Source organism: Arcobacter sp. F155 (genome assembly GCF_004116455.1).
Lineage (GTDB): Bacteria > Campylobacterota > Campylobacteria > Campylobacterales > Arcobacteraceae > Halarcobacter.
This window is the reverse complement of record NZ_PDJU01000003.1, coordinates 158,599-180,161: the sequence shown is the minus strand read 5'-3', so window position 1 is coordinate 180,161 and position 21,563 is coordinate 158,599. Positions and strand designations below refer to the sequence as shown.

The following is a 21,563-nucleotide window of genomic DNA, read 5'->3' as shown; positions in this document are numbered from 1 at the left end:
ATTCTTTTCTATTATTAATTAAACATATAATCTAAATAAGTTAAAATTATTTAATGAAAAAAGATATCTACAGACCATTTTTTGATAAAAATACCAATACATTAGATTTTATTAGATACAACACTATAGGTAAGAACAAAAGCGATTACTTTGACTATACAGCTTCTGGACTTGCGTTTAGACAAATAGAGAACCGTATAAGAGATGTGCTTGAAACATATGCTAATACACACTCTAAAGAGTCTTTAAATGCAAATATTACAAACCAATATTATAATGAAGCAATAGAGAGCCTAAGCAATAGTTTAGAGCTAAATGAAGAGTTTGCTATTATTCCTTCTGGTTGTGGAGCAACATCTGCAATAAAGAAGTTCCAAGAACTACTTGGTGTGTATATTCCACCAGCAACACTAAAAAGATTTAAAATAGCTGTTGCAAAAAAGAAATTACCTCTTATTATAGTTGGGCCTTATGAACATCACTCAAATGAAGTAAGCTACAGAGAAGCACTTTGTGAAGTTCAAAGAATAAGACTTACTGATGAAGGTTTAATTGACCTTAGACAGCTAAAAGAGATTTTACAAGAGAATCGACATAGAGAGATTATTGGATGTTTTTGTATAGCTTCAAATGTTACAGGAATCATAACACCATATGAAGAGATTTCAAGACTATTGAGACTTTATGGAGCAACTGTATGTTTTGATGCAGCGGCTAGTTCTTCATATATGAATATTCCTTGTGAATTATATGATGCCCTTGTAATGTCTCCCCATAAACTTCTTGGAGGTCCATCAAGTTGTGGAGTTCTTGCTATTAGAAAATCATTAGTTGATGAAACTTTAGCTCCAACTTTTGCAGGTGGTGGAACTGTAGCTTATGTAAATGCTCAAGTACAAGAGTATGAAAAAGATATTAGTGCTAGAGAAACAGCAGGAACTCCTGGAATTTTACAACTTATTCGTGCAGCACTTGCTTATCAACTTAGAAATGAAATAGGTTTTGAGTTTATAAAAGAGCAAAAGAAAGAACTTCTTTCTCACTTACTAGAAGGTTTAGAAAAAATAGAAGGTATTACAATCTATGGTAATAAAGAAGAAGAGAATATAGGAATTGTCTCTTTTAATATTGCCAATTTAAACCCATATAAGATATGTGAAAAACTATCTTCGAATAGTGGTGTTCAAACAAGAGCTGGATGTTCTTGTGCAGGACCATATGGACATGATTTATTAGGTAAAACTTCTAAAGAAGAGTTAGAGGAAAAACCAGGATGGCTTAGAATTTCTGTTCACTATTCACAAACAAAAGAGGATATTGATAGATTAATAGAGGCTATTAAAAGCTCTCTTTAATTAAGAGATATATTTTATAATTCGAATATTGTCTCTATCAATGTTTCTATATTCATCATATAAACTTTGATATTTTAGTTTTTCTTTGAAAGTAATTGGTGTTCTAATTGATTTATACTCAACTAGTTTATCATCTTTATAAACACCACTAATTGTGGCGTGAACCCAATAAAAACCTTTGTCTTTTCTAAGGTTTTTTATTACGCCTTCCCATTTTTGTTCAGTTTTTAGAGTATCCCATAAGTTTTTAAAAACCCTTTTAGGCATATCTGGATGTCTAAGTATATTATGAGATTGTCCCATTAACTCATTTATTTCATAGCCAGAGATATTTGCAAAAGCTTCATTTGCATATGTTATTTTCCCTTTTAAATCAGTTCGAGAAATAATTAATTCATCTTCTGGGATTTCTGTTTCAATTAAAAACTCACTCTCTAAAAACTCCATGATTTCTACCTTTTATCAAACTCTTTTGCAAAGCCTTCAAGATCTTTTTTCTTTAAATCACCTCTATACACAATTTGGTCAGCAGGAATATCTTCATTTAACATTTTTGGAACAACATCTGCATCATTTAATACATCCATATGTTCATCTAACTCATCCTCACTATAAGCCATTTGCATATCAGCACTTACAATATGAGGAATAGCTTCTATAACTCTTAGTTTTTCAAGCTCTTCTTGTACACCGTTTCCTTCTATTGTAACAATAACTCTTCCTACCTCATCATGAAGATGATATTCACACACTTCACATTTTTTTAATGCTTCTACAACCTCATCTAAATACTCTGGTCTTGTTTGAACTACGATACTTGAAATATTCATTTTAATCTCCAAAAATTTATTGTTTGACTATCACTACTTGCAAAAATCTCTTTATCTGATATAAATAGAATCTGCGTCAAAGTAGCATCTTGTCCAATTAGTTTATATAAATACTTTTTACTGCTTGTATTAAACACTAAAATTTCATTCTCCTCATTATATGCAATTGCACCATACTTAGCATTTTTGCTTAAAGCACAACTGTAAAGAAGAAAATCAAAATTTAGTGCATATGAGCTAAAACTATCATAGAAAACTGCTTTTCTATCTTGTCCTGCTGTTAATACTTTTCCCTTTTTAAAATCTAGTTGATAAACCCTATCTAGATTTAAAGCCTTTAATCTCTTTTCAACTACTAAATCACTTGTTTTTAATACTCTTATTACTCCACTCTCATCTGTAGTAATTAACTTACTTCTATTCTCATTTAATGCAAAATGTGAAAAAGAGGATTGGCTAACTTGTGTTAGAACTGTTACCTCATTTTTTTCTATATCAAAAATTCCAATCTGATTACTTAGTAATGCAAATACTATTCTTGTATCACTTACAAAAGATGCCTTTTGAATAAAAAACTTTTTCTCTATTCCGATTAGCTTCTTTAACTCTTCATTTTCATATATCCAAAGGTTTCTATACCCTTTCATCCCTTGAGTTACTATTAGTATTTTGTCCTCTATTAAATCAATAGAATAAACCTTTGCAGGAATTGTATCTCCCATAAAGTCTTTTATCTTTGGAAGTTCTATTGTTTTAATTATCTTTTTCTCTTTAGTATCAAAGACTTCTACAGTTCCATTAGCTGTCCCTGCATATAAAAGTTCATCTTTATATACTATTCCTTGAACTGCACCTGTTGCTTTTAAAGAGTATGTAGGAGTTACTTCCTCTAAAGCAAAAGATGACACTACTAAGATAAAAAAAGATAAAAAAAGTTTACTCATCTAAATCCAAGTCCTCTTTTATTTTTGCCATTTGTTGATGTAGTTCATAAAAGTGTTCATCTGTCACATCATCATCTTTTGACCATTGAACTTCTATATCTGAACCATAATCTTCACTCATAAGAGCTAACTGTTTTGAGAAGTCTTCCATATCTTGACAGATAACTTGTCTTGTATCTTCTGTATCAGTTAATCTAATAACCCAAGTATCATTATCTGACTCTTCTACATTTGCTGTAAATATTGCTGGCATTTACACTCCTTTTAATATTATTGCATCACTAGGGCATACATTCAAACAAAAACCACAGCTTGTACACTTATCTTCTACAATAGAAGGTCTAAACATTCCTAGAAACTCTATTGCATCATCTAAGCAAGGGTCTTTACATGAAAAACACATTGTATTGTGCCAACTTAAACACTTAATCATATCAATCTCTACTTTTACAGGTATCTTCTCTTTTGAGTCTTCTAATAAAACTCCATACTCACAGGCTTTTGCACATTCGCCACAGTAAGTACAACCACCTTTAGAAAAATCAATATGAGGTGTTTTATCTTCACCCATTACAATTATATCTTCTTCGCACAAAGTAACACAAGGTGCATCACAACTTGGGCACTCTTTGAGAAAAAGACTCTTGTCTTCATTGTATGGTAATCTTATAACTTGCTCTTGTTCTTCTTTTTTATTAAAAGAAGAAGCAAGAGAGCTAAATAACTCTCTTCTTCTCATATTACTCTACTAAAGTATCTAAACCTTCAGTTAGACTAGTTCCAGTCCATGAAGATTTTTTTGCTCCGTCTTTACTTGTATAATCAGGAGTAAATGTATTACCTACTAATTCTCCCTCACTTTGAGGAGCATGACATTGAGAACAGTTGAATCTTGAATTTGATAACTGATGCATCTCATTAATAGTCACATAGTCCATTTTTTCTGTTGAAGTATTTTCAACAAGTTTACCATTTTTAACGATATCACCATTTTTTGTTAATGACGTATCAGGTCTAAAATTAATCATGTGTGATTTTGGATACGGTAAAGCTCCAAAAGACTCTGCCACACCTGGTGTATGACAAGAGATACATTGATTATTATTAACTGTAATTGGAAGCATTCCATCTACATCATGTGGAATCATTGGCGGAGCATCTTGGAATGCTCTATCAATAGTTTTTGACGTACTTGGAGCTGCTTTACTATATTTTGTTTCATCTGGCGTTACTTTGTCTTCACTATAAAGGTCAACTTTTCTAAGCCCTAAAGACTCTTCACTAATTGTAGGTTGAGCTGTACTACATCCTACAAAGATTAAAAAGGAAGAAGTTGCAAGACCAATACTAATTTTTGTGATTAGTTTCATTTTATTTCTCCTTGTTTTTTTGCTCTATTAAATTTCTTATTGAGAAGTTTAGTGCATCATCATCACAAACTTCTACACATCTAGCACAATTTGTACACTCGCCTGAAAGAACTTGTTCACTTGATTTTCCAACCATAAAAAGTACTTGGCTTTCTGGACAAACCTCTTTACATTTCATACATAAAGTACATTTACTTTCGTTATGTTCAACACGAACTAGACTATATTTACCCACTATTGAGTAGAAGGCTCCTAATGGACAAACATGTCCGCACCATCCATTTTTTAAAACAAAAAGGTCAAAAAGAAAAATAATAAGTACCGCTGCCCATCCTAGGCCCATACCAAATATTATTCCCCTGTGTAACATAGAGATTGGAGAGATAAACTCAAAAGCAGGAACTGCTAAGATAAACGATATCACTAAACTAAGACCTAATACCCAATATCTAATCGTTCTACTTGCTGGCTGTCTTTTTTGAATTTGATTAAAACCTAATCTTCTTCTTAAGAAGTTAGATAAATCAGTTACAATATTCATTGGACAAACCCATGAGCAAAATACTCTTCCACCAACTAAAGCATAGAAAATAAAAATAATCAATGCTCCTATAAATATATCAGAGGCAACCACTGCTCCTGAGAAAAACATCTGTAATACAGCATAAGGGTCACTTAATGGAACCTTATCAAATAATACAGAAGTACTTAGATTACCAGTTAAAACACTCCATCCCCAAATGTTTGCTGCTACATAAAGGAATAGAATCGATACTTGAACTACTCTTCTTTGGATTAAATATTTATTCTTAATCATCTAGTAATCCTTCCATATCATTTAAAGAATCAACTGCTTTACGCTCACTAATGTCTGTTTTAGTAATTTCACTAGTAACGTTTTCTAATCTTTTCTCATCTGCTTTATCCCAACCTTTAATATAATAATCCCCTACTTTTCCTAAAGCAACTTCTCTAGGAAGAACAAATATGGCTGCTTTTTCTGTAACACAAGCTTTTTCACAAAGACCACATCCAGTACAATAATCACTATTCACAACAGGTTTCATAAAAGCATGTTTTCCTGTTCTTTCATTTTTAGTGTACTCAATAGTAATTGCTTCACCTAAAATAGGACAAGCTCGATAACAGGCATCACACTGAATTCCCCAAAAGGCAATGCAGTTTTTAGAGTCAACAACTGCAACTCCCATATCTGCCATATTTATATCTAGTTTATTATTCTTACTAACCTTAGTTATATCTAAGGCATCAGTTGGACAAACTGGAACACATGGTATATCTGGACACATATAACATGGTATATCTCTTGGAGTAAAATATGGTGTACCTAAAGGCTTATTATCACCTGGCTTTGCTAACTTTAATGTATCATAAGGACAGGCTTCAACACACATACCACACTTAATACATGTTTTTAAAAAGTCCTCTTCATCTAAAGCAGCAGGAGGTCTTAGTGTTAATTGAGATGCTGTCACCTCATCAACATAAGCACTCCAAGTTAGGGCACCTAAAGTTGCTAATCCAAAGGCTCTTGCTATATTTAGAAAGAATCTTCGTCTATCACTTACAACTTCTTTTTTCATTTTTTACTCTTTTTGTTTCTTTTGTTTTTATACTTTATATACGTTTACTGCACATTTTTTAAAGTCTGTTTGTTTTGACTGCGGACAAGTGTAGTCTGCACAAACTTTATTAATAAATACTTTTTCATCAAACCATGGAACATAAACAAGTCCTCTTGAAGGTCTGTTTCTTCCTCTTGTTTCAACTCTAGCTTTAACTTTTCCTCTTCTAGACTCAACCCATGCTAACTCACCTTGTTTAACACCAAACTTCTTAGCATCTTCTGGGTGAATATAACAAAGTGCTTCTGGAACTGCTCTATATAGTTCAGGAACTCTCATAGTCATTGTTCCACTATGCCAGTGTTCTAACACTCTACCTGTACTCATCCATAATGGGTAAGTTTCATCTGGAACTTCTGGTGGATCCATATATGGTCTAGCGAAGATTTTTGCTTTATTTTTTAAAGCTTTTTTAGTTTTGTCTTTAATACCATTTAAATCACCTTGAGGTAATGCTTTTGCTAATTTACCATAGAATGCAAACTCAGTGTGTCCTGTTTCTTTACCATATTTTTTAGCATATGGGTCATATTTAGCATTAAATCTCCATTGAGTCTCTTTACCATCAACAACTGGCCATTTAAGACCTCTTACTCTGTGATAAGTATCAAAGTCTGCTAAATCGTGCGCATGTCCTCTACCAAACCATGCATACTCTTCAAATAGATATTTTTGAATAAAGAATCCATAACCTTCCCAAACTTTTCCATCACTACCTTTAACATTTCTGCTATCACCTAATGCTTCTGAGTTATCAAAACCTTTTTGGATAGGGTCTTCTAAATCAACTTTATATGATTTTGCTTCTTTATTTGCAAATAGGATTTCGTACATTGTAGTATCTTCGTTATATCCCATTTTTTTAGCTTCTGCAATTACATCTGGAAGTTTTTTACCATTTCTTAGAGTATATTCACCCCAAACATCTTTTACAGTAAATCTTTTTGAAAGCTCTACCCATTGCCATGTATCAGACATTGCATCACCTACAGGTAATACTTGCTGTCTCCAGTGCTGAGTTCTTCTTTCAGCATTTCCATATGCTCCCCATTTTTCATAAATCATAGCAGACGGTAAAATAAGGTCAGAAACTTTTGCAGAGATACCAGGGTATCCATCAGAAGTTACAATGAAGTTATCCATTTGTCTTGCTGCTTTAATCCAGTGAGATGCACTTGCTGTATCTTGATAAGGATTACATACATTTACCCATGCAAATTTAACAACGCCATCTTCAATATCTCTATGGATTTTCATAATGTGTTGGTTTCCAACAGGGTTTAATGTATTAGCAGGAATTTTCCATTTGTTTTCAACAATTTTTCTATGTTTACCATTTTTTACCATCATATCAGCTGGTAATCTGTGAGTAAATGTTCCAACTTCTCTTGCAGTACCACAAGCAGATGGTTGACCTGTAAGTGAGAATGCACCAGAACCTGGTTTAGCTTGTTTATTTAATAAGAAGTGAACATTATATGCTAAAGTATTTACCCAAGTACCTCTTGTATGTTGGTTCATACCCATAGTCCAGAATGATACTACTTTTCTATTTTTTTCAATATATAAGTTTGCTAATTTTTGAAGTTTTTCTTTGAACTGCTCAATTGGCTCATCAGGATTACCTTTTGAGATTTTTGCTACATAATCTACATCATATGGCTCTAAGAATTTTTTATACTCTTCAAAAGAGATTTCCCAGTGTTTTAAACCAGCTGGTTTATTAACCATTTTGTCTCCAGCTTTATAGCCATAAGGTTGAAGTGCAGGAGCTTCTGTTTCAGATACAACTTTTTCCATCTCTTTTGAGATAGTTTCCATCTCTTTATCTGAATATTTACCCTCTTTGATAGACTTTTCATCTGATCTTCTCATACCATAACCCATATTTACTGGGCTAGCTGCAAATACAATATGCTTTTTAACAAAATCCCAGTCAATAGCTTCTGGATTATTATATACAATCTCTCTTGCTATATAATTCCAAATTGCTAAGTCTGTATTAGGAGTGAAAATGATTTCTATATCAGCTAAGTCAGAAGTTCTATGTCTATAAGTAGATAAGTTAACAACTTGAACTTTATCTGGATTTGAAAGTTTTCTATCAGTTACCCTTGACCATAAAATTGGGTGCATCTCTGCCATATTTGAACCCCAAGATACAACTGTATCAGTAAGCTCAATATCATCATAACATCCAGAAGGCTCATCAATACCAAAAGTTTGATAAAAACCAACAACCGCAGATGCCATACAGTGTCTTGCATTTGGATCAATAGCATTTGATCTAAATCCACCTTTCATCATCTTTTGAGCTGCATACCCTTCCATAATAGTATACTGACCAGAAGCAAACACGCCAACTCCCTCTGGACCACTCTGTTTTAAAGCTTTTTTGATATGAACTTCCATCTCATCAAAAGCTCTTTCCCATGATACAGGAGCAAATTTTCCATTTTTGTCAAACTCACCCTTTGCATTCATTCTAAGTAATGGTTGCTTTAATCTATCTGCACCATACATGATTTTTGCATTAAAGTAACCTTTAATACAGTTAAGTCCTCTGTTAACTGGTGCTGCAGGATCACCTTTTACGGCTACAATTTTTCCATTCTTAGTTGCAAGCATAATTCCACAACCTGTACCACAAAATCTACACGCTGCTTTATCCCATCGCCAACCTTTTTCAGCATTTGTTGCTGATGCTTGAAGCTGCGAAGGAACATTCATACCTACAGCTGCTGCTGCTGAAGCTGCTGCGGAACTCTTAAGGAAATCTCTTCTTGAAAGTGCCATACTCTCCTCCTTTGAATTTTGTTTTAATTTCTAAACATTTCAATTCTAGCACTAAGAAAAGATTAGTTCATTGACTTGTGTCAATTTATTTTACATTTTTCTTAATACAATTACTAAGTTAAATTTTTTATTTATTTTTAATATTAGCGACTTGCTAATTTTTAAATTATTTTGTAAAATATATATAACTTTAGGCTGTATTTACTGGTGTTTGGAAAATTATTTTTGTAATAAATTTGTAATCTTAGGTCTTATTTTAGGGACTTGTGGGCTATTTTTTTGATTAATATCAATTATATTATGAAAAAATTTTTATATACTAATAGGGTTGAAAATAATCAGGTGCATTAAATATGATAAATTCGAAAGAAATCTTTAAGAACATTAATCTGTTCTCTCATTTAGAAGATAATGAAATAGAGAGTTTGATAGAGATATCCTCTATCTCCAAATATGATAAGAACTCTATTTTATATTATGAGACAGAAAATATGGATAAACTTTTATTCCTAATAGAAGGACAAATAAAAGTTTATAAAATTGACAAATATGATAACGAAATCTTTTTATACTATATCTATCCAAATAGTATGATTTCCGAGTTATCTAATTTAAATGAAAATAAAATTCAATGTTTTTCAAATGCTGAGTTTGTGGATGATAGTTTAATTCTATCTATAGACTATGAAAAATTTAAAAGAATGTTCTTATATGAGAATGAATTTATTTTAAAATTTATTGAAGAGCTTATATATAAAAACCAACAATTACAATGTATTGTAAATAGAGAGTTGGTTTTTGATGCCACTTCAAAGGTTGCATTTATGTTGATTAACGATTTAAAGATGTTTAATCAATTAAAAAGAACAGAGGTTTCTCTTTTGTTACACATACAGCCAGAAACTCTATCAAGAGTACTAAAAAAGCTAAGTAGAAGTGAGATAATAACAATAGAAAAAGGGAAAATAATCATTAACAATGAAGAAGAGTTAAGAAGTATTTACTTAGGAATTTAAATGAAACAAGTTAGTGTAAGTCAAAAAATCAAAATTATTGGTGCACTATTAATTTTATCAATCTTTACAGTTATCGTTGTAACTATATTTTTAAATCAAAAAAATGTAAAAGATGCAACAATAGTTAATATTGCGGGTAAACAAAGAATGTTAACCCAAAGAATCACTAAAAATATCTACTTTTTATATCAAAATAAAGAAGATAATTTTACTGAAATAGACAATGCCGTAGAGCAGTTCAATTATGGTCTAGGTACTTTAATAAGTGGTGACAAACTTTTAGGTATTTCCCAAGCTCCAACAGAAGAGCTTAAAGCTCAAATGACAAAAGTAGTAATACTATGGACAAGCTTCGAAAAAAACGTTAGAGAGTTCAAAGAAGCCCTACTTAAAAATGATATTCAAAAATTAAATTCAACAATAAAATTTATGAATAATAACAACAATAAACTACTACAAGAAGTAGACCAAGTGGTTACTCTTTATACTAAATATATTGAAGAGAAAACTGCCTTTATTAAAAAGTTTCAGTACTTAGCATTTACCCTACTACTTTTACTTGCAATTTATTCAATAATTCAATTAAGACAGATTGAACAAAATGCAAGGGAGTTTATAGAAAAATCTAAAAAAATCTCTTCTGGGGATATTAATGAATTAACACCAATAAATATCAATACAGAAAAAGAGTTTGTAGAAGTTGCTGATAATATGAATAACTTTATTAACAAAGTATCTTCTGCAATGAACTACTCTCAAACTGCCTTAGAACAATCTAAAAAAGCTTCTCAAAAACTAGAGAGTTTAACAGAAGAGTTTGATGATTTAATTAATGAGTTTGAAAATAAATCTGATGTTATAAAAGGTTTAGATAGAAGTGAAGATATTATGATTGAATCAACGGAAGATTTAATTAAAACAACAAAAAGATTACAGTCTTTAAAAACTCAACTAGATAGTCTTATTAAAAAGCTTTAGTCTTCTTCTAAAGCTTTTTAAATTTAATAGTAAACTTAGCACCCTTATACTTTTGACCTTCATGCTCAAACTCTTCATTCATAACATCGATTTGTGCTTTATGATGATTTACTAAAATATCATGAGATAAAGAAAGACCTATTCCTGTACCAACACTTTGATGTTTTGTAGTAAAATATGGTTCAAAAATTCTTGGAAGAATTGATTTGTCAATTCCCCCTGCATTATCTTTGATTTCTACACTTAAACCATCTTTACTCTTTTTTGTAGAGATTAAAATTATTCTAGTAGTATCGCTTACTAAACGCTCCTTGATAGCATCTGTTGCATTGTTTATGATATTTAAAAAAGATTGAACTAATTCATTTTTATAACCATACACTTTTAAATCTGATTTAAAATCTGTTAGCACTTCAATATGATTATTTTTTAAACTCGCTTCATTTAAAGAAAGAGTTTTATTTAAAATATAGATTATTGTTGTCTCTTCTCTTTGTTTATCATCTTTAATATAAGCTCTAAAATCATCTATTGTTTCTGATAGATATTTTGATTGACTGATAATTGAATCCATTGCTTTATTAAAAGTTTCATCATCAAGCAAATCTAACTCTTTTTGAAGTTTAACTCCACTTGCATTTGTAGTTATTACAGTTAAAGGTTGTCTCCATTGGTGAGCGATATTACCTATCATTTCACCCATTGAGGCTAGTTTTTCTTGGGATTGTAAATTTTTTACTTGTGTAATATCTCTTGTAGTTAAGATTAATCTTTTTTTATCAGACATAAGTGCTATATTCATACTTGATAATAAAGTTTTCCCACCTTTTACAATACATCTTTTCTCAAAATTTTCTATATGTCCATTTGCAAAAACTTCTGCTAAAGCTTGCTCTGTAGCTTCAATATCTTCTTCAAAGGTTAACTCTAAACAACTCTTTTGAAGAAGTTCTTCTTTTGTATAACCTGTCATTAATAAATATGCATCATTAAAGTTTAAGAAGTTTGTATCTAAATCAACAATTGCAATTGCATCATTAGAGTTTGAGAAAATCTTTTCAAACTCATCTTTTTGTTCTTCTATTTTTTTCTCTGCTTCTTTTTGTGAGCTAATATCTGTATGAAAACCTATCATTCTTATTGGTTTATTATTTTCATCAAACACCGTTTTACCACGGTCTAAAATCCAAACCCAGTGACCATCTTTATGTCTCATTCTATGAATATTTTCATAATACTCAGTTACTCCATTTAGATGCTCGTGTAAATCTTTTTCTGCTTTAGGGAAATCATCTTTATGAACTCTTGATGCCCATGATTCAAAACAATTTTCAAGTTCATCTTCTTTAAAGCCTAACATCTCTTTCCAAGTTTTAGAAAAAATCACTTCATCTGTTTTAATATCCCAATCCCATAAACCATCTTTAGTGGTATCCATTGCTAACTCAAATCTTTCATTTGTTTCATGAAGTTCTTTATTCATATTCTGAAGTTTTATAGTTAAGAGTTTTTTCTGCTTTAAAAAATAGATTAGTATAAGCACCCAAATGATTAGTAAAACTAAACAGGCTAAAAAAATATTTGTAATATTTTGTTTTGATTCTTTTATTTGTGCAGTTTGAAGTTTTACTTGTTCTTCTAAATTTTCATTAAAGTATTCAACTGCATATTTATCTTTGTACTTATTAATTATTGAAAAAAGTAGTTCTTGGTTTTTGTAAACAATAGGAAAAGAGTAAACCTCTACTTTCTCTATTTTTTCATTTGCAACTTTATGTTTGAAGATAAAATAATTTCTATTCTCTTCTTTAGCTTTTTGCATCTCTTCTTGTACTTGCTCTTTAGAAAAAGCGTTTATATCTTTTATATTTAAAGACTCTAATTTTGAAAGGCTCACCCCATAAAACTTAGCAGCAAACTCATTTGCCTCAATAATCTCTCCATTTTTTGGATTGATTATAAGTATTACTGTATTATTATTTTTCAAAAAAGAGTCTAAACTTACATGCTTAGAAAAAAGTATGCTCATACAAAAGAATAAAGATAATAATATTTTTTTCACAGCTTTCCCTTTCGTTGAGTGTTTATAAATTATAGTTAATAAAAACTAAAATTTTGTTTCTTTTTTTGAGAAAGAAAATCAAATATCTAAATTTTTGTAACAAAAAAGTATTATTTTTATACTTTAAAACCTTTAGTTTTGTTAATTGAGTATTAAAAAAACATTTGTATAATCCTGCTATGAGATTTATTATATTTGCAACAATTTTTATAAGTGTTATGACACTTTTAACACTTCTAATTTCAAGAAGGTTTATTAGAAAACTACACTTTTCAAAAAAGACAAAACTCTACTTAAATATCTTTTTAGCTATTAATCTTTTAGGCGTAGTAGCCTATATGTTTGTACGATATAACCCAAGTGTTCCAAACTGGGCATATTTTCTTCTATCTTTACCAATTGGTATTATTTTTCTTCTTTTTATAGCAACTATTTTTTATGAGGTTTTTGCTCTTTTAATTAATAAATCAATTAAAGATGAAAGTAGAAGAGACTTCTTTAAAAGAGGTTTAGATTTTACAGCTGTAGCAGTTGCTGGTGGAGTAAATGCAAAAGCAATGTACAATGCTAAACATATAGAGCTAGAAAAGGTTGAAGTTAAAATAAAAAACCTAAAACAAGAGTATAAAATAGTTCAATTAAGTGATATTCATATTGGAGGCTTAGTAGATAAAACTTTTATTGCAAACCTTGTAAAAAGAGTCAATAGTTTAGATGCAGATATAATTGCTATAACAGGTGATTTAGTTGATACAAAAATGAAATATGCAAAACCTGCACTTGATGAACTAAAAAATTTAAAATCTAAATATGGAACATATTTTATTATTGGTAACCACGAATACTTCCATGATGTTGCAGCAATTATAAAGTATGTAAACTCTTTAGGAATAAAAACTTTAGAGAATGAAAATATTTATATTGGAGAAGAAAATAAAGGTTTTTATTTAGCTGGAGTATATGATATTTTTGGAAATAGAGTTAATGCTTATATGCCTGATTTAAAAAAGGCTTTACAAGGAACGAAGAACTTCCCTAAAGTACTATTAGCTCACCAACCAAGATATATAAAAGAGATAGATGAAAAAGTTGATTTAGTATTAAGTGGTCATACCCATGGAGGACAAATAGCACCTTTTAACTTATTAGTAAAACTTCAACAACCTTATGTAAAAGGTTTAAATAAACACAACGAAGATACACAAATTTATGTAAACAAAGGAACTGGTTTCTGGGGACCTCCAATGAGATTAGGAGCTAGTTCAGAAATAAGCGAGATAAGAATTATCCCCACTTAAAAAAGAGCTCTAAGAGCTCTTTCATCTTTAATTTCAATTTTACCTTTTTTATTTTCTAATATCTCATCTTTTTTTAGTTTTGCTAATTTTCTAGATAAAGTCTCTTGTCTTATATTTAGAAGTTCTGCTATTTTTATCTGCTTTAAACTACTTATTTCAGCTTTATTATCATAAATAAACTTTGCAATTTTTGCATCAACATCTTCAATCATATTTGTACTAATAAATAGTTCTAAGGCTTTGATTTTTTTTGTTAGAGATTTTATAAAAATAAGAAGAAACTCATTTTTTTGTAAAAAGTACTCTTCAAACTTTTTATAATCTATAAATATGATTTTTGAGTCCATTTCACATCTACAGTTTGCTGGATAAGGAATATTTTCATAGTTTGCAAGCTCTGCTATAAAAGATGCAGCTTTTATATTATGAATGGTTACCTCATTATCTTTAAAGTCATGTCTATAAATCTTTACACAACCACTTATTAATAATAAAAGATATTTTGATTCATCACCTTTATAAAATACTAATTCATCTTTAGTAAACTTCTTTTCAAAACTAATACTCTCTAGTAGTTCTAAGTCTTTTGAATCTAAACTATTAAATAAATAAAACTCTTTTAATTTGCTCATTTCTCTTGATTCCAATCAATGATTTATTTACTATTTTATGCAAATATTTTGAAAATAAATTTAAAGAGGCTTTTATGCTAATAAATAAAAATGATTTACCCCTAGTTGCAGAAGATTTTATGAATGATGTACATTATGAAGATGTTGATATTATAAATGATCTATATGAAAAACTTTTAAACTATATTGCTTCAGAAACAAAAGAGAATAAAAATATTGTTATAGATGCTTACCAAAATTGGTATGACCATACTGTTTCACACTTTAAAGGGGAAGAAGACAAAATGATTGAACTTAACTTTCCTCCTTACATGATGCACAAAGGAGAGCATGAAAAGTGCTTAGAACAAATGAGACAAGTGTTAGATTACTTTATTAAAAATGATGATAAAGAGTTTTTAAAAAGCTATTTAGAACTTGATTTAATAAACTGGCTAGTAAACCATATTCAAACAATGGATACAGTTACAGCTATGTTTTTTAAAACTGGAATGAGCCCTTGTAGCGCACACTAAATATTATGACCACTGAGAAATTTGATTCTGAAATAAGAACATTAAAAAAGTTCTTTGAATATTATTGTGAAAATAAACATGAACAAAGCAAACTATATATAAAAAGTGTTGTTTACAAAGAACACACTTTTGTATATGAGTTTAACGTTTGTGAAGAGTGTGTAAAAGATATTAGCTATAGTATAAATAGGTTAGAGGCTTGTATCCACGAAGAGAAACCAAGATGTAGAAAGTGCCCAAACCCTTGCTATGAAAAACCTATGTGGAAAAAACTTGCAAAAGTAATGAAGTATGGAGGAATACATTTTAAACTTGACTCTATTAAAAAGTCACTTTTCTCATGATCTGTCTTTACTTCTTAAATAAGAAAAACCTTCAATAACTACTAAAGATATTATCACTGCAACTGTTAAGTTGAAAAATAAATCTAATGTAAAAAAATCAAACATAATAAATACCTTAATTGATTATTTTCTTAATTTTAACATAACACTGTCTCAAAACTGTCTCAATCAAATAATTTATTTGTTTTTTTTAAATATTTAATAAATTTCTGGTTTATTTCCTTCTTTTTGTATTATTTTTTTATACAATTGTTTAAAATTAAGGTTTTTCTCAACTAAGCTTTAAAATATTTTAGTAGAATTATTAGTTATTAGTAACTTTATTATTAATTTTACTAATTGACTAGGAGCATGCATGAAAAATCTAACAATAAAAAACAAGTTACTCATAATAGTAATCTCTACTATTATAACGGTATCGATTATCTTAGCAATAGAAGCTATTTACTCGATTAATCACATAAGTAAGCAAAATATTGAAAAATATACAAAAGATGCTTACAAAAATAAAGAGCTAAATCTAAAAAATTATGTCTCTTTAGCTATGAATACCCTTCAAGATGAATATAATAATATGGAATCTGAAGGAATTAGTGAAGAAGAGGCAAAACAAAATGCCCTTAAAGCCATTGAAAAAATCAGATATGGTAAAGAAGGATACTTTTGGATTAATGACCTTGAATTAAATATGTTAATGCATCCAGTTGCAAAATCTCTAGTAGGAAGAGATGTTTCTGATGTAAAAGACCCTGAGGGTAAATACTTTTTCAAAGATATTGAAAAACTAGCTAAGTCTCAAGGTTCTGGTCTTATTACATATGTTTGGGATAAACCAGGTTTTGATGAACCGCAACCAAAATATACTTATATTGAAGTATTTAAACCTTGGGGATGGGTTATTGCAACAGGAAGTTACCTTGATGATGTAGAAAATAGTGTAGCTCAAATGCAAGCTTCTTCTGAAGAAGATACAGCTGATGCAATACTGTTTATTTTTATTGGAGTACTTATTCTTACTATTGTTATCTCTACAATTGTAGTATTTATAGCAAATAGAATGATTGTTAAGCCTCTTTCAAAATTAACAGGAACAGTTAAAGCTCTTACAAAATTTTCAAGTGCAGACCAAAAAATCAATATTGATTCAAAAGATGAGATTGGTGATTTAGCAAGATACTTTAATGAATACCTAGAGTCAATTAGAAGAGTTACAGCGCAAGATCAAAAAATTGTTGAAGAGAGTGAGAAAGCCATCGAGATGGTTAGAGCTGGTTTCTTTGCTTATAAAGTTGAAAGTGATTCAGAAAATAGATCAACTAATGATTTAAAAAACACTATTAATGTTTTAATTGATGAATTCAAAGACCACTTAGGTGAAGTAAATAAGGCCTTAAATGAGTACTCTAAAGGTAACTTTGAGTATGACTTTGATGTTAAAAATGTAAGTGGTAACTTAGGTTCTGTTGTTAGAGGAACAAAGTCAATTGGTGATAATGTATCTGAAATCTTAGCTACTATTATGACAAGTGGTGAAAAACTTGCAAATAATATTGAGATATTAACTTCTTCAGCTACTTCTTTATCAGACTCTGCAAATGCACAAGCAGCTTCACTTGAAGAGACTGCTGCTGCTGTTGAAGAGATTAATAGTAATATTCAAAATAGTACTCAAAACATGGATAAAATGAAAGAGCTTGATGATGTAGTTATGAACTCAGCTCAAAAAGGTCAACAATTAGCTCACCAAACTGCAACTTCAATGGATGAGATTAACACAGAAGTTGAATCAATTGCAGAAGCAATTACTGTTATTGACCAAATTGCATTCCAAACAAATATCCTTTCATTAAATGCAGCAGTTGAAGCAGCAACTGCAGGTGAAGCAGGAAAAGGTTTTGCAGTTGTTGCAGGTGAGGTAAGAAATCTTGCAAGTAGATCAGCAGAAGCAGCAAAAGAGATTAAAGACTTAGTTGAAAAAGCTACTTCAAAAGCGAACAATGGTAAAAATATTGCTGATACAATGATTAAAGGTTATGATGAACTTCAAGGTGCCATTGTTCAAACTAAAGAGATTATTGATAATGTGGCAAATGCTTCAAAAGAGCAAGGATTAGGAATAGCACAAATTAATGATGCGATTACTATCTTAGATAAAAACACTCAAGAAAATGCAAGTGATGCTACTAGCATTGCTTCATTAGCATCAGAAGTTAAAAACTTATCAAATAATCTAATCTCTGTTGCTAGAAATGCTAAGTTTAAAGACTCTGCTAGAAAACAAATTGCAGATACAAATTTAGTACATGAATTAAATAACTTGAAATTACAACATATTTTATTCAAAGAAAACAACTTTGCAAGAATCTCTGAAAATGCTAAAATTACAGTAGTAGATGAGACTCAATGTAATTTAGGTAAATGGATTATCAAAAGTGAACAAGAAGGTAAAGCATTTACAAAAACTGCAAACTGGCAAGCACTTAAAGATGCACACCAAAGAGTTCATGGTGGAGTTCAATGCTTCTTAGATAAAAACTTAGAACATGCACCAAATGACCAGTTAATTGAGATTGGAAATGGAGTTGAAACTGCTACAGCAGAAGTATTCCAAACACTTGATACTGTAAAAATAGAAAATGCTAATTTATAAAAAGAAGGACTAGAATGAAAAAAATTGCAATTATTGATGATGAAACTTCAATTTTAGATATTTTAGAAAGATTTTTATCAAGAAAAAACCTTTTTGAGATTGATACTTTTGAAAACCCACTTACTGCACTTGATTCTATTCAAAAGAAAAATTATGATTTAATCCTTTGTGATATCATGATGCCTCAAATGAATGGAATTGAGCTTGTAAAGAAGATTAAAAAAATTAGACCAACTCAAAAAATCATTATGATTACTGCTTTCTCAACAGAAGATAAGATGATTGAGTGTGATGGAATTGGAGTAGATGATTATTTAACTAAGCCATTTATTTCAATGAGAGACGTAGAAAATAAAGTACTTGACGCAATAAACTTATAATAAGTATATAAGAGGAAGAGACTCTTCCTCTTATTTTATTTCAATTGATTTTTTACTATTTTGTTCCTCTTTTTTAGGAATGATAACTTCTAAAACACCATTATCACTTCTTGCTTCAATATTTTCAATATCTACATTTTCTGGAAGTGTGAAACTTCTTGTAAACTTACCAAATGATGTTTCAACTTTATAATAATCTTCTTCTTTTACTTCATCTTTTGTTTTTCTTTCCCCAGAGATAGTTAACACATCTTTATTAATGTCAACTTTTATATCTTCTTTTATTACCCCTGGTAAATCCACATCTATATGATAAGCACTTTCACCTTCTCTTGTATTAACAATAGGAACAAAACCATTTACCGACTCATTATTACTTGGGTAATTATAAAAATTTCTTTCTAAATCTTTAAATTGTTTAAATGGATCAAACTTTGTAAGTAGCATTTTGACTCCTTTTTAATATATTTATTAAGATTCTTGATAATTATCTTATCAAGTTAATGAAATTATATCAAATATTTTTAGCACTTGTCAAGACTTAGTGCTAATATTCTTAGCAATTTTTATTTTTAAGTGCTAGTTTGCTACAGCTATAAATGTTGTAAATATTGTTAATACATAGATAGTTACAACTATTGCATAATCTTTTTTATTTGTATTAATATTGTTCATTTTTTCTCCCTTTCAATAGGAGAAAAAAATCCCCCTATTAATTTATTTTATTTTTATAAGCTAGTTTCCACATATCATCGGATGACATATATATTTTTCCTTTTGTTTTTTTTAGACATAAAAAAAGGGGAAGAAGCAAAAGCCTCTTCCCCTTTGAAATAAAAGTTTTAAACTTCTATTCGTCTGCGTACTTAGCTTTCTTTGCCGCTCTTTTTCTAACTGTTGGGTCTAACTCTCTTTTTCTAACTCTAACGCTTAAAGGAGTTACTTCAACAAGCTCATCATCTTCAATCCACTCTAATGCATTTTCTAATGACATCACTCTTGGTGGAACTAATTTGATAGCATCATCAGCACCCGAAGATCTAACGTTTGTTAATTGCTTACCTTTAATTGGGTTAACATCTAAGTCATTAGATTTTGCGTGCTCACCGATTACCATTCCGTTATAAACTTTATCTTGAGGTTTAATGTACATTATTCCTCTTTCTTGTAAGTTAAAGATTGAGTAACCTAATGCTTCACCATTTTCCATAGAAACTAGTGCTCCATATTTTCTAGATTCAACTGTTCCAGAATGTGGTCTAAACTCTAAGAATGAGTGGTTCATAACACCCTCACCTTTTGTATCAGTTAAGAACTCAGTTCTAATACCGATAAGTCCTCTTGCAGGAATTTCAAACTCTAATCTTGTAAATCCAGCACCCATTGGTACCATGTTTGTCATATTAGCTTTTCTTTTTCCAAGTTTTTCAATAATTGTTCCAGAGTAATCATCTGGAGTATCAATTACTAGGTGCTCAAATGGCTCCATAGTTACACCATTTTCTTCTCTTGTAATAACTTCTGGTCTACCAATTGAGAACTCAAAACCTTCTCTTCTCATATTCTCTGCTAAAATAGTAATTTGAAGCTCACCTCTTCCGTTTACTTTAAATTTACCTTCACCAATTTGCTCATAGTTCATAGCAATATTAGTGTTCATTTCAGCTGCAAGTCTTTCATCAATTTTATTTGAAGTTACAAACTTCCCTTCTGTTCCTGCTAATGGAGAATCATTTACCGCAAAAGTTACAGAAAGAGTTGGCTCTTCAATGTGCATTGGGTCAAGTGGCATTGGATTAGCTGGGTCACAAAGTGAATCACCTACATCAATTGTTTCAAATCCAGCAACAGCACAGATATCACCTGCACCAGCTTTTGCTACTTCAATTCTCTCTAAACCTTTAAATCCAATAAGTTTAGTTACTCTACCTTTTACTTTTTCACCATCTGCCTTACATAAAACAACAGTTTCACCTTGTGAGATAGTTCCATTAAAGATTCTAGCAATACCAATTTTTCCAATGAAGTTATCATAATCAAGAGTAAATACTTGAAGTTGTAAACCTTCTTCTTCACTTCCTTTTGGCTTTGGAACTTCTGTAAGAATAGTTTGAAATAATGGTTGTAAATCTTTCTTTTCATCTTCTAAAGCATGCATTGCATAACCATCTCTAGCTGCTGCATAGATTACTGGGAATTCTAGTTGCTCTTCAGTAGCACCCATTTGATCAAATAGGTCAAATACTTCATCAACAACTCTATCTGGCTCACCAGCTGGTTTATCAATTTTGTTTACAACAACGATTGGTCTATGACCTAATTGAAGTGCTTTTTTTACAACGAATTTTGTTTGAGGCATAACCCCTTCTTGTGCGTCAACTAGTAATAATACTGAGTCAACCATCTTAAGAACCCTCTCAACTTCTCCACCAAAGTCAGCGTGCCCTGGAGTGTCAATAATGTTGATTCTTACACCTTCGTAATCAATAGCAGTATTTTTAGAAAGAATCGTAATTCCTCTCTCTTTTTCAATATCATTGCTATCCATTACTCTTTCGTCAACTTCTTGGTGAGCTGCGAAAGTTCCTGATTGTTTTAGTAACTCATCAACAAGCGTCGTTTTTCCGTGGTCAACGTGTGCAATTACAGCAATATTTCTAATGTCTCTCATTTACTCTCTTTATGATAATTTTTCGCGATTATACTAAAAGTTTGCTTAAATTTTTGATAAGTTATAAAATTAGTTA

21 protein-coding genes are annotated in these 21,563 nt (G+C 30.4%); 8 read left to right on the top strand and 13 right to left on the bottom strand.

The genetic code is table 11. The features are described 5' to 3' along the window. The first annotated feature begins 53 nt into the window (after positions 1-53). Positions 54-1,355: an aminotransferase class V-fold PLP-dependent enzyme gene (locus CRV03_RS05435; protein WP_129084134.1), complete on the top strand. Its 1,302-nt coding sequence runs from the start codon at positions 54-56 to the stop codon at positions 1,353-1,355. Here CRV03_RS05435 and CRV03_RS05430 read toward each other — a convergent pair whose 3' ends face one another. The 9 genes from CRV03_RS05430 to napA are packed head-to-tail and all read right to left on the bottom strand — an operon-like array spanning position 1,356 to position 8,941. Further along, entirely contained in the window at positions 1,356-1,802 is a 447-nt protein-coding gene (locus CRV03_RS05430) for a PAS domain-containing protein (protein WP_129084133.1), read from the bottom strand. 5 nt (positions 1,803-1,807) lie between these two features. Further along, a complete protein-coding gene (locus CRV03_RS05425; protein WP_129084132.1) occupies positions 1,808-2,185 on the bottom strand; it encodes a chaperone NapD in 378 nt (125 codons plus the stop codon). Then, entirely contained in the window at positions 2,182-3,129 is a 948-nt protein-coding gene (locus tag CRV03_RS05420; protein ID WP_129084131.1) for a WD40 repeat domain-containing protein, read from the bottom strand. The genes CRV03_RS05425 and CRV03_RS05420 overlap by 4 nt, the downstream gene beginning before the upstream one ends. Next, the gene (locus CRV03_RS05415) at positions 3,122-3,382 is read right to left on the bottom strand and encodes a hypothetical protein (protein ID WP_129084130.1); all 261 of its coding nucleotides are present in this window, start codon (positions 3,380-3,382) and stop codon (positions 3,122-3,124) included. Before CRV03_RS05415 ends, CRV03_RS05420 begins: the two co-directional genes overlap by 8 nt. Next, complete coding sequence (locus CRV03_RS05410) at positions 3,383-3,868, bottom strand: ferredoxin-type protein NapF (protein WP_129084129.1); 486 nt, start codon at positions 3,866-3,868, stop codon at positions 3,383-3,385. A 1-nt stretch (position 3,869) separates the two neighbouring features. Next, positions 3,870-4,499: a nitrate reductase cytochrome c-type subunit gene (locus CRV03_RS05405; protein WP_129084128.1), complete on the bottom strand. Its 630-nt coding sequence runs from the start codon at positions 4,497-4,499 to the stop codon at positions 3,870-3,872. A 1-nt stretch (position 4,500) separates the two neighbouring features. Then, a complete protein-coding gene (gene napH, locus CRV03_RS05400) occupies positions 4,501-5,316 on the bottom strand; it encodes a quinol dehydrogenase ferredoxin subunit NapH (protein ID WP_129084127.1) in 816 nt (271 codons plus the stop codon). Next, positions 5,309-6,103 (bottom strand): ferredoxin-type protein NapG, encoded by a 795-nt coding sequence (gene napG, locus CRV03_RS05395; protein ID WP_129084126.1) that lies wholly within the window; start codon positions 6,101-6,103, stop codon positions 5,309-5,311. Before napG ends, napH begins: the two co-directional genes overlap by 8 nt. A gap of 27 nt (positions 6,104-6,130) precedes the next feature. Continuing rightward, entirely contained in the window at positions 6,131-8,941 is a 2,811-nt protein-coding gene (gene napA, locus CRV03_RS05390) for a nitrate reductase catalytic subunit NapA (protein ID WP_129084125.1), read from the bottom strand. A gap of 353 nt (positions 8,942-9,294) precedes the next feature. On the opposite strand from napA, the gene CRV03_RS05385 reads away from it, so the two are divergent. Both CRV03_RS05385 and CRV03_RS05380 read left to right on the top strand, forming a co-directional pair. After that, complete coding sequence (locus CRV03_RS05385; protein ID WP_129084124.1) at positions 9,295-9,957, top strand: Crp/Fnr family transcriptional regulator; 663 nt, start codon at positions 9,295-9,297, stop codon at positions 9,955-9,957. Continuing rightward, entirely contained in the window at positions 9,958-10,935 is a 978-nt protein-coding gene (locus CRV03_RS05380; protein WP_129084123.1) for a type IV pili methyl-accepting chemotaxis transducer N-terminal domain-containing protein, read from the top strand. Between the two features lie 7 nt (positions 10,936-10,942). Here the strand turns inward: CRV03_RS05380 and CRV03_RS05375 are convergent, their stop codons facing one another. Next, entirely contained in the window at positions 10,943-12,997 is a 2,055-nt protein-coding gene (locus CRV03_RS05375) for a PAS domain S-box protein (RefSeq protein WP_129084122.1), read from the bottom strand. A 179-nt stretch (positions 12,998-13,176) separates the two neighbouring features. On the opposite strand from CRV03_RS05375, the gene CRV03_RS05370 reads away from it, so the two are divergent. Further along, positions 13,177-14,295 (top strand): metallophosphoesterase, encoded by a 1,119-nt coding sequence (locus CRV03_RS05370; RefSeq protein ID WP_129084121.1) that lies wholly within the window; start codon positions 13,177-13,179, stop codon positions 14,293-14,295. Here the strand turns inward: CRV03_RS05370 and CRV03_RS05365 are convergent. Then, positions 14,292-14,927: a Crp/Fnr family transcriptional regulator gene (locus CRV03_RS05365; protein ID WP_129084120.1), complete on the bottom strand. Its 636-nt coding sequence runs from the start codon at positions 14,925-14,927 to the stop codon at positions 14,292-14,294. The two genes, CRV03_RS05370 and CRV03_RS05365, sit on opposite strands and share 4 nt — an antisense overlap. Before the next feature lie 74 nt (positions 14,928-15,001). Here CRV03_RS05365 and CRV03_RS05360 point away from each other — a divergent pair, with 74 nt between their 5' ends. The 4 genes from CRV03_RS05360 (at position 15,002) to CRV03_RS05345 (ending at position 18,816) form a co-directional block, all read left to right on the top strand. Beyond that, on the top strand, positions 15,002-15,442 hold the full coding sequence (locus CRV03_RS05360) for a bacteriohemerythrin (protein WP_129084119.1): 441 nt from the start codon (positions 15,002-15,004) through the stop codon (positions 15,440-15,442). Between the two features lie 5 nt (positions 15,443-15,447). Next, positions 15,448-15,786, top strand: a complete 339-nt coding sequence (locus tag CRV03_RS05355; RefSeq protein WP_129084118.1) for a nitrous oxide-stimulated promoter family protein — start codon at positions 15,448-15,450, stop codon at positions 15,784-15,786. A gap of 355 nt (positions 15,787-16,141) precedes the next feature. Continuing rightward, the gene (locus CRV03_RS05350) at positions 16,142-18,436 is read left to right on the top strand and encodes a cache domain-containing protein (RefSeq protein ID WP_129084117.1); all 2,295 of its coding nucleotides are present in this window, start codon (positions 16,142-16,144) and stop codon (positions 18,434-18,436) included. Between the two features lie 14 nt (positions 18,437-18,450). Beyond that, the gene (locus CRV03_RS05345; RefSeq protein ID WP_129084116.1) at positions 18,451-18,816 is read left to right on the top strand and encodes a response regulator; all 366 of its coding nucleotides are present in this window, start codon (positions 18,451-18,453) and stop codon (positions 18,814-18,816) included. 30 nt (positions 18,817-18,846) lie between these two features. Here CRV03_RS05345 and CRV03_RS05340 read toward each other — a convergent pair whose 3' ends face one another. Both CRV03_RS05340 and typA read right to left on the bottom strand, forming a co-directional pair. After that, the gene (locus tag CRV03_RS05340) at positions 18,847-19,263 is read right to left on the bottom strand and encodes an Hsp20/alpha crystallin family protein (RefSeq protein ID WP_129084115.1); all 417 of its coding nucleotides are present in this window, start codon (positions 19,261-19,263) and stop codon (positions 18,847-18,849) included. Positions 19,264-19,666: 403 nt separating this feature from the next. After that, a complete protein-coding gene (typA, locus tag CRV03_RS05335; protein WP_129084114.1) occupies positions 19,667-21,487 on the bottom strand; it encodes a translational GTPase TypA in 1,821 nt (606 codons plus the stop codon). Positions 21,488-21,563: the final 76 nt, after the last annotated feature.

Bases quoted from the DNA above. Each gene is read 5' to 3' on its own strand.
- CRV03_RS05380 (WP_129084123.1), top strand. From the start codon at position 9,958: ATGAAACAAGTTAGTGTAAGTCAAAAAATCAAAATTATTGGTGCACTA.
- CRV03_RS05425 (WP_129084132.1), bottom strand. From the start codon at position 2,185: ATGAATATTTCAAGTATCGTAGTTCAAACAAGACCAGAGTATTTAGAT.
- napH (WP_129084127.1), bottom strand. From the start codon at position 5,316: ATGATTAAGAATAAATATTTAATCCAAAGAAGAGTAGTTCAAGTATCG.
- CRV03_RS05365 (WP_129084120.1), bottom strand. From the start codon at position 14,927: ATGAGCAAATTAAAAGAGTTTTATTTATTTAATAGTTTAGATTCAAAA.
- CRV03_RS05360 (WP_129084119.1), top strand. From the start codon at position 15,002: ATGCTAATAAATAAAAATGATTTACCCCTAGTTGCAGAAGATTTTATG.
- CRV03_RS05350 (WP_129084117.1), top strand. From the start codon at position 16,142: ATGAAAAATCTAACAATAAAAAACAAGTTACTCATAATAGTAATCTCT.
- napG (WP_129084126.1), bottom strand. From the start codon at position 6,103: ATGAAAAAAGAAGTTGTAAGTGATAGACGAAGATTCTTTCTAAATATA.
- CRV03_RS05355 (WP_129084118.1), top strand. From the start codon at position 15,448: ATGACCACTGAGAAATTTGATTCTGAAATAAGAACATTAAAAAAGTTC.
- napA (WP_129084125.1), bottom strand. From the start codon at position 8,941: ATGGCACTTTCAAGAAGAGATTTCCTTAAGAGTTCCGCAGCAGCTTCA.
- CRV03_RS05370 (WP_129084121.1), top strand. From the start codon at position 13,177: ATGAGATTTATTATATTTGCAACAATTTTTATAAGTGTTATGACACTT.
- CRV03_RS05415 (WP_129084130.1), bottom strand. From the start codon at position 3,382: ATGCCAGCAATATTTACAGCAAATGTAGAAGAGTCAGATAATGATACT.
- CRV03_RS05405 (WP_129084128.1), bottom strand. From the start codon at position 4,499: ATGAAACTAATCACAAAAATTAGTATTGGTCTTGCAACTTCTTCCTTT.
- typA (WP_129084114.1), bottom strand. From the start codon at position 21,487: ATGAGAGACATTAGAAATATTGCTGTAATTGCACACGTTGACCACGGA.
- CRV03_RS05345 (WP_129084116.1), top strand. From the start codon at position 18,451: ATGAAAAAAATTGCAATTATTGATGATGAAACTTCAATTTTAGATATT.
- CRV03_RS05430 (WP_129084133.1), bottom strand. From the start codon at position 1,802: ATGGAGTTTTTAGAGAGTGAGTTTTTAATTGAAACAGAAATCCCAGAA.
- CRV03_RS05410 (WP_129084129.1), bottom strand. From the start codon at position 3,868: ATGAGAAGAAGAGAGTTATTTAGCTCTCTTGCTTCTTCTTTTAATAAA.
- CRV03_RS05385 (WP_129084124.1), top strand. From the start codon at position 9,295: ATGATAAATTCGAAAGAAATCTTTAAGAACATTAATCTGTTCTCTCAT.
- CRV03_RS05340 (WP_129084115.1), bottom strand. From the start codon at position 19,263: ATGCTACTTACAAAGTTTGATCCATTTAAACAATTTAAAGATTTAGAA.
- CRV03_RS05420 (WP_129084131.1), bottom strand. From the start codon at position 3,129: ATGAGTAAACTTTTTTTATCTTTTTTTATCTTAGTAGTGTCATCTTTT.
- CRV03_RS05435 (WP_129084134.1), top strand. From the start codon at position 54: ATGAAAAAAGATATCTACAGACCATTTTTTGATAAAAATACCAATACA.